Below are 7,380 nucleotides of genomic sequence, written 5' to 3'. Positions count from 1 at the left end.
ACAACACCGGCGCCTACAGTACGGCCACCTTCACGGATTGCAAAGCGCAGACCTTGGTCCATGGCGATCGGGTGGATCAGCTCAACAGACATCTGTACGTTGTCACCTGGCATAACCATTTCCACGCCTTCTGGCAACTGGATGGCACCAGTTACGTCAGTAGTACGGAAATAGAACTGAGGACGGTAGCCGTTTAAGAATGGAGTGTGACGACCACCTTCATCCTTGGACAGTACGTACACTTCAGCTTCAAACTTGCTGTGTGGCTTGATGGAACCTGGCTTGGCCAGTACCTGACCACGCTGTACGTCTTCACGCTTGGTACCACGTAGCAGTACACCACAGTTCTCGCCTGCACGACCTTCGTCCAGCAGCTTACGGAACATTTCAACGCCAGTCACGGTTGTCTTCACGGTATCTTTGATACCCACGATTTCAACTTCTTCACCAACCTTGATAATGCCTGATTCAACACGGCCAGTCACTACAGTACCGCGACCAGAGATTGAGAATACGTCTTCAATTGGCAGCAGGAATGCTTTGTCGATTGCACGCTCTGGCTCAGGAATGTAAGAGTCCAGGGTTTCAACCAGTTTCAGAACAGCTGGAACACCATACTGGCCATCTTCACCATTCAGGGCTTGCAGTGCAGAACCACGGATGATTGGGGTGTCATCACCTGGGAAGTCGTATTTGGACAGCAGGTCACGAACTTCCATTTCAACCAGTTCGATCAGCTCTTCGTCATCAACGATGTCGCACTTGTTCAAAAATACCACGATGTACGGTACACCAACCTGACGGGACAGCAGGATGTGTTCGCGGGTCTGTGGCATTGGGCCGTCAGTTGCAGAACATACCAAAATCGCGCCGTCCATCTGGGCAGCACCGGTGATCATGTTTTTAACATAGTCAGCGTGGCCTGGGCAGTCAACGTGTGCATAGTGACGGGTTGGAGAATCGTATTCAACGTGTGCGGTGTTGATGGTAATACCACGCGCTTTTTCTTCTGGCGCAGAGTCAATTTCAGACAGTGCTTTTACATCGCCACCGTATGCTTTGGCACAGTTTAGGCTGATTGCCGCAGTCAGTGTGGTTTTGCCATGGTCAACGTGACCAATGGTGCCGACGTTTACGTGCGGCTTGTTACGTTCAAACTTGGCCTTTGCCATGATGTCATTCCTCGTCCACGTCGAATGCCTTTGACATCCGCACACTATTATTAAACGTAGTCTACGACCTGTAAGCCTGTCTAAGATAAGTAAACTTAGTCTACGACGCTTGGTCTGATGACCTGATTTGCTCAGCCGCCTATTAAAGCACGCACTGAACACCAACACAATAATTTAGGCAGGCTTTAATGCCTGCCTTTGTGGCACTTACAACCACAGAACTTGCTATACCATCTGGTACAATATCTGGAGCTCTTATCCAGATTTGAACTGGAGACCTCTCCCTTACCAAGGGAGTGCTCTACCACTGAGCTATAAGAGCTGAAAATCTGTATTCACTTGGAGCGGGAGACGAGGGTCGAACTCGCGACATTCAGCTTGGAAGGCTGACGCTCTACCAACTGAGCTACTCCCGCACTTGAGGGTGAATTACAAAATATGGTGGTGGGAGAAGGATTCGAACCTTCGAAGCTTTCGCGACAGAGTTACAGTCTGTTGGGTTTGACCGCTCCCCAATCCCACCGCTGTGTGTTAGTTCACACATCGCCTACCTGATTTTAGCTTTCTTAAAACTGGTGCCGACACCCGGATTCGAACTGGGGACCTACTGATTACAAGTCAGTTGCTCTACCAACTGAGCTATGTCGGCGTTACGTTTTAGCGCATCAAGTGAAGCGGACAGCAGTTTAACAAAAACAAAGGGTGACACAAGTGCTTTTTTGAATTTTTTGCAAAAAAAGCTTAAATATCCAGTCCGTTTGCCGATAATTCAACCGCTTTGATCACTGCGCGAGCTTTTATCAGGGTTTCGTTCCATTCTGCTTGCGGTACTGAGTCGGCAACCAGCCCTGCACCCGCCTGCACTTGCACTTGCTGATCACGAATTACTGCAGTACGGATCGCAATGGCGGTATCCATTTCACCATGCCAGCCCAGATAGCCCACAGCACCACCAAATACACCACGTTTGACGGGTTCTACCTCATCAATGATTTCCATGGCACGGATTTTTGGAGCACCGGATAATGTGCCTGCTGGAAAAGTAGCTTTAAACACGTCCATGGCAGTGACATCATCGCGCACATCGCCTTCAACATTGGACACGATATGCATCACATGCGAGTAACGCTCAATTACCATGCGCTCGGTGACCCTTACCTTGCCAATTTTACTAACCCGTCCTACATCGTTACGGCCCAGATCAATGAGCATAAGGTGCTCGGCAATTTCCTTGGTGTCACTGAGCAAATCCTGCTCTAGTGCAAGATCTTCACTATGGGTTTTACCACGGGGCCGCGTACCTGCCAGTGGCCGCACAGTGGCAATGCCATTTTCCAGTCTTGACAGGATTTCAGGTGAGGAACCAATCAGGTAAAAGGGATTTTGATCAGCTAGTGTACTGCCCTGCACCATGAACAAATAAGGGGAAGGGTTTAAGTGCCGCAAGGCCCGATAAACCGACAGCGGATCGCCATCAAAGTCTGACACCATACGGTGACCAGGTACCACCTGCATCACGTCACCGGCGCGAATATACTCCTTCACGGCATCAACTGTGTTCAGGTAATTGTCCTGTCCGGTTAAAGAAGTAAATATGGGCGCGGTATGTGGCTTGGCTTGCAGGCTGATGGGCTGAGCCAGTAATTGCTCCAGTTCATCCAGCCGCTGGCAAGCCTGCTCAAAAGCATTTTCTTCTTGGGTATCGGCATGAGTAATCAAAAACAGGGTGTCACTTAAATTATCAAATACCACCACGGTTCTGGACAGCATCAGCCAGATGTCGGGCAAGCCCAGCACGTCATTCGCAGGCGGATTTTTAAGCCGGGGTTCAATGTAGCGTACTGCATCGTAGCCAAAATAGCCGACCAAACCACCTGTAAACACCGGTAATGCTGGAATCAGGTCAGCACCGGGCACCTTAAACTGGCTTTGAAACTGCTGGATATAGGCAAATGGATCTGCACAGGAAAATCGTTGCAACTGGCCATTTTGCTGCAATTGCATGATGCCATTGTTACACTCTAAGACTGCATCCTGCCCCACGCCAATCATGGAAAAGCGTGCCCATTGCTCGCCACCCTCCACGGATTCAAACAAATAAGCCAGCTGGTGCTGACGTAAACGGGCAAAAACCGATAGCGGCGTATCCGTATCGGCCAGACGACGGCGAAAAACCGGAATATAGTTAAACCCTGCTGCTTTAAATTGCTCAAATTGCTGCTGATCAATCATGCTGTTCTCACCACACTTGCATTTATTATTCAAACGGCGCGCCTGCATTTCAGTAAAAACTAGACAAAAATTCAGGCCGAAGACTTACCGGTATTTAGTAAAACCGGACATTATTGTTATGAGTGACGCCAGCGTGAGCAGCAATAAACAGACATTGAGCTATAAAAGCACATAGAAAACTCGAAACAGTGTGACAGGTAAAGTGTAACGCTAAAGCAATTGTTGCAGCGAATCAAGTACTAGATCAGGATTGCAGTCAGCAACAGGTTCACCGTGATTATAACCATAAGTCAGTGCAACACATTGCATGCCAGCGGCATGGGCAGCTTCCACATCGTTGCGTGAATCGCCAATCATCAGGGCCTGATGCGGCTCAAGCTCAAAACAATGCAGCGCATGTTGCAGGCTCATTGGATGCGGCTTTTTATGGGTGACGCTATCGCCACCCAGCAGCAAGTGGAAGGGCGACAGCAAATCAAGGGCTTGCAGCAGGTCATGGGCAGGCTGATAGGGCTTATTGGTAATACAGGCCAGCTTCAGGTTTTGATTCTGGCAAGCCTGAATAAAAGCTTCAACCCCCGCATAAATCCGGCTTTCCACACAAACATGCCGTTCATAATGATTTAAAAACGCTTCAAGCAACTGGTGCTGCTGTTCCTGCAATGAATCATGCGCCTGTGGCCGTGAGCCATGTACTGTTGTAGTAATCCCCTGCTCATGCTGGTGCTTGATTACACAATAGGCCAGTTGTGGGGCACCACGACCTACCCAGCAGCGCACCTGTGCTTCGCTAACAGCAGGCCGGCCAAGCGTGGCTAGCGCTGCATTCATGGCATGGTAAATATCAATGGCAGAGTCAACCAGCGTGCCGTCCAGATCAAAAAATACAGCGCGTAAGTCTCGAAGTTCAGCAAGTTTCATGACACACCTTAGAGTTATTTTAAGCGTGGGCGTAACTGGGTACTAAAAACCTGCTGCCTAGCGGCCTATTAGCAAGCATAACAAGCAGGCTTTAAATCATCATTACTGGCTTTAACCAATAAAATACCAGATTGAAATAAGCACCAGTAAAATCAGAATCGCCATAGCCAGTGCTGCTGGCAGGGTATTTTTAATGCCTGATTTGGGGGCAGGCTGCGGTACAGAAGAATTAGTCTGTACTGCTGACGGCGCTGCTTGCGCCTGAATGGTAGGCGTAACCGAAGGTATAGGCGCTGGTTTTGGAATGGAAACCTGTGCAGGACGACCTTCATCAGTGAGTACTACTGATTCCGTAGTTTTTCCACGTAAGGCATCATGCAGCGTGTTTAATACCAGAAAACGCACCACATCGATCTGGAATTCATCATTTTCATGCAGTTGCTGCTCATCAATGCGCGCGCCATTGACAAAGGTTCCGTTGGAGGACTTTAAGTCTTTAAGCCATAAGTTATTATCGCGTACCGACAGCTCAGCATGCCGGCGTGACACATGGCCACCCTGAAGCACAATATCCACACTTTGATCACGGCCAATAATCCTGTCCTGATCAATAATGATTTCCTGTCCAACAAATGGGCCGGCAACGGCTTTAATTTTCCAGGCCATAGTGTTTCCTCAAGGCTATAAAACGAAAAGATGCAACTATTTCATACTGCTTTAATTCTGCCATAACACCAATGTCGAATAGACATCATTCTGAACGAATGGTGGTTTGAATGACGGTATTTCCATCACGCGTGGTATTGGTGACTGGTGTTATCGGCTTTACATCTACCATAGGCTGCACCACAACAACAGGTGGATTTATCACGGGTGTTGTAACTGCACGCTGAACAGCCACTGGGGTTTTATCAATAGTGTTCATGCTGGGATTGGTGCTGGCGTCCGTGGTGCTATCGCCATAGATCCGGTCAATTTGCTCAGGCAAACGGGTGATATTGCCATTGGGATCCAGAATGAGTTGCAGGCCGCGCACCTGACCATAGCGTTTTTGAGTCAGGTCATTGACAGACTGGCCATCACGGATAATGGTAGGATGCAAAAACACCAACAGGTTGCGCTTTTCACGGGTACCACTATCAGAACGGAAAAGACGACCCACTACCGGAATTTTGCTAAGACCGGGCACTGCTTGGGTACTATCTGTTGCATCATCCTGAATCAAGCCCCCCAGTACAATGGTTTGCTGGTCTTCAGCAAGAATTGCAGTTTTAATCAAGCGTTTGGTGGTAGTGATATCAGTTGTACTAACCGAATTAGGGACTACAGCTGATACTTCCTGTTCGACTTCCAGACGAATGGTACCGCCATCGCCAATATGCGGAATTACCTTTAAGGTTAAACCCACATCCTTGCGTTCAACAGTTTGATAAGGTGAAGTTGTACCGCCGCTGGTGAGCGTGGTAGAACCAGTAATAAAGGGCACGTTCTGGCCAACTACAATATGCGCTTCTTCATTATCTAGCGTAAGTACTGAAGGAACCGACAATAAATTGGCCTTGGAGTTACTGTCCAGTGCCTGAATCAATGCACCATAAAAATTAGTCTTGCCATTTTTCTCTCGAACATCACCCAGAGCTAGTGCTACGCCTTTTAAACTGTTGGCTGCAGTGGCTGCTGTCGTACCCCCAGCCGCCACTGCAGCACCAATACTTGCCAGACTTGCCCCTGCATTGGTGAAGTTAATTAACCCCACACCACTGGTTAAATCACCCAGTGCCCATTGAATACCCAGTTGTTCACCAGTTGAGCCAGATACTTCCACGATGGCTGCTTCAATCAGCACCTGTGAGCGACGTGAATCCAGCTGATCAATGGCGGATTCAATTTCACGCATTAATGCCGGCTCAGCTTTCACAATCAGGGCATTTTGGGTTTCATCGGCAATAATGCTGATCCCGCCTGCACTAAAGGTGCTTAATTGATTGTTATTACTGTTGCCATTGCTACCCAAGCTAGTCAGGTTCACGCTGGCGCCATTACCCAATGAGCTACTGCTGCCCGTATTGCTGGTGGTCCCCGTCGTTGTATTGTTGCTGCTATTGCTAAATGAACTATTGTTGCTAGAAGTAGAATTACTGCTGGAACTGGTATTTTGGCCAGTCACCAGACCTTGCAGCATTTGCGCCAGATTCTTGGCACTGGCATGTCTTAGGCGAAATACCCGCAGGCCACCCAGACGATCCGCAGGGGCGACATCCAGCATTTGTACCAGTTCACGAATACGCTTGCGGCTTGCCGCATCGCCCTTAACCAGCAGGCGGTTGCTGCGTGCATCAGAAATCAGGCGTATCCGCGAACCCCGCACATCGCGTGATGTCCCAGTAGCACTCATGGCATCAACCAGCCCAATGATTTCTTCGGCCTGACTATTGCGCAGGGGAATTGCTTCCATGTCATCATCACCGGTTCCATCCAGCGTGCGCACCAGCTTTTCAATTTGCTCAATATTTTCGGCACGATCAGACACAATCAACGCATTGGTGCCGGGAATAGCCGCCAGATGGGCATATTGCGGCATTAACGGACGAATAGCCGGAATTATGTCGCTGGGATTGGTATTTTCAAGCCAGATGACCCGGGTAACAACCAGTTCACCCCGAATGCGGTTGCGGCTGTCAAATGGTGTACCGCTACTGCGGGCATTGGTATCAGGCACCAGCTTGATAGTATTACCTGAAGGAACTGCCACCACGCCATTAACATTCAATACGCCCAGAAACAGGTCATAAACCTGATCACGTGTTAATGCCTTATTGGAAATCACGGTGACCGTGCCCTTTACCCGGGGGTCAACAGCAAAGTTCTTGCCCGTGATATCCGCGACTTCATTCACAAAAGCCGTCAGGTCGGCATCGCGCAGATTGATTTTCCATGTCTGGGCATTGGCTGGAAATGCCAGCGCAGCCAGTAATGGTAACGCCATGAACACACCATAAGCAGAGCGTTTATGAGCAAAGTTTGCCATGTGTTGCCTACATCCTTTTCAAATTCT

At 49.0% G+C, this 7,380-nt stretch carries 5 protein-coding genes and 4 tRNA genes; all 9 read right to left on the bottom strand.

Annotated elements, in window-relative coordinates:
• Positions 1 to 1,172 (bottom strand): elongation factor Tu (gene tuf, locus Q337_RS0111945; protein WP_034280220.1); only part of this gene is annotated, 1,172 nt, incomplete at its 3' end.
• A gap of 247 nt (positions 1,173 to 1,419) precedes the next feature.
• Positions 1,420 to 1,494 (bottom strand) — tRNA-Thr (locus Q337_RS0111940).
• 18 nt (positions 1,495 to 1,512) lie between these two features.
• Positions 1,513 to 1,588, bottom strand: a tRNA-Gly gene (locus Q337_RS0111935).
• 23 nt (positions 1,589 to 1,611) lie between these two features.
• Positions 1,612 to 1,695 (bottom strand) — tRNA-Tyr (locus Q337_RS0111930).
• 50 nt (positions 1,696 to 1,745) lie between these two features.
• Positions 1,746 to 1,821 (bottom strand) — tRNA-Thr (locus tag Q337_RS0111925).
• Between the two features lie 92 nt (positions 1,822 to 1,913).
• Entirely contained in the window at positions 1,914 to 3,404 is a 1,491-nt protein-coding gene (trpE, locus tag Q337_RS0111920) for an anthranilate synthase component I (protein WP_026471783.1), read from the bottom strand.
• Positions 3,405 to 3,614: 210 nt separating this feature from the next.
• The gene (locus Q337_RS0111915) at positions 3,615 to 4,325 is read right to left on the bottom strand and encodes a phosphoglycolate phosphatase (protein ID WP_026471782.1); all 711 of its coding nucleotides are present in this window, start codon (positions 4,323 to 4,325) and stop codon (positions 3,615 to 3,617) included.
• A gap of 111 nt (positions 4,326 to 4,436) precedes the next feature.
• Positions 4,437 to 4,991 (bottom strand): FHA domain-containing protein, encoded by a 555-nt coding sequence (locus Q337_RS18405; protein ID WP_051526835.1) that lies wholly within the window; start codon positions 4,989 to 4,991, stop codon positions 4,437 to 4,439.
• Between the two features lie 85 nt (positions 4,992 to 5,076).
• Positions 5,077 to 7,353: a type II secretion system secretin GspD gene (gspD, locus tag Q337_RS0111905; RefSeq protein WP_026471781.1), complete on the bottom strand. Its 2,277-nt coding sequence runs from the start codon at positions 7,351 to 7,353 to the stop codon at positions 5,077 to 5,079.
• Positions 7,354 to 7,380 lie beyond the last annotated feature (27 nt).

The organism is Alkanindiges illinoisensis DSM 15370 (genome assembly GCF_000619845.1).
GTDB lineage: Bacteria > Pseudomonadota > Gammaproteobacteria > Pseudomonadales > Moraxellaceae > Alkanindiges > Alkanindiges illinoisensis.
This window is presented reverse-complemented; position numbering and strand designations above follow the sequence as displayed.

Bases quoted from the DNA above. Each gene is read 5' to 3' on its own strand.
- trpE (WP_026471783.1), bottom strand. From the start codon at position 3,404: ATGATTGATCAGCAGCAATTTGAGCAATTTAAAGCAGCAGGGTTTAAC.
- Q337_RS18405 (WP_051526835.1), bottom strand. From the start codon at position 4,991: ATGGCCTGGAAAATTAAAGCCGTTGCCGGCCCATTTGTTGGACAGGAA.
- Q337_RS0111915 (WP_026471782.1), bottom strand. From the start codon at position 4,325: ATGAAACTTGCTGAACTTCGAGACTTACGCGCTGTATTTTTTGATCTG.
- gspD (WP_026471781.1), bottom strand. From the start codon at position 7,353: ATGGCAAACTTTGCTCATAAACGCTCTGCTTATGGTGTGTTCATGGCG.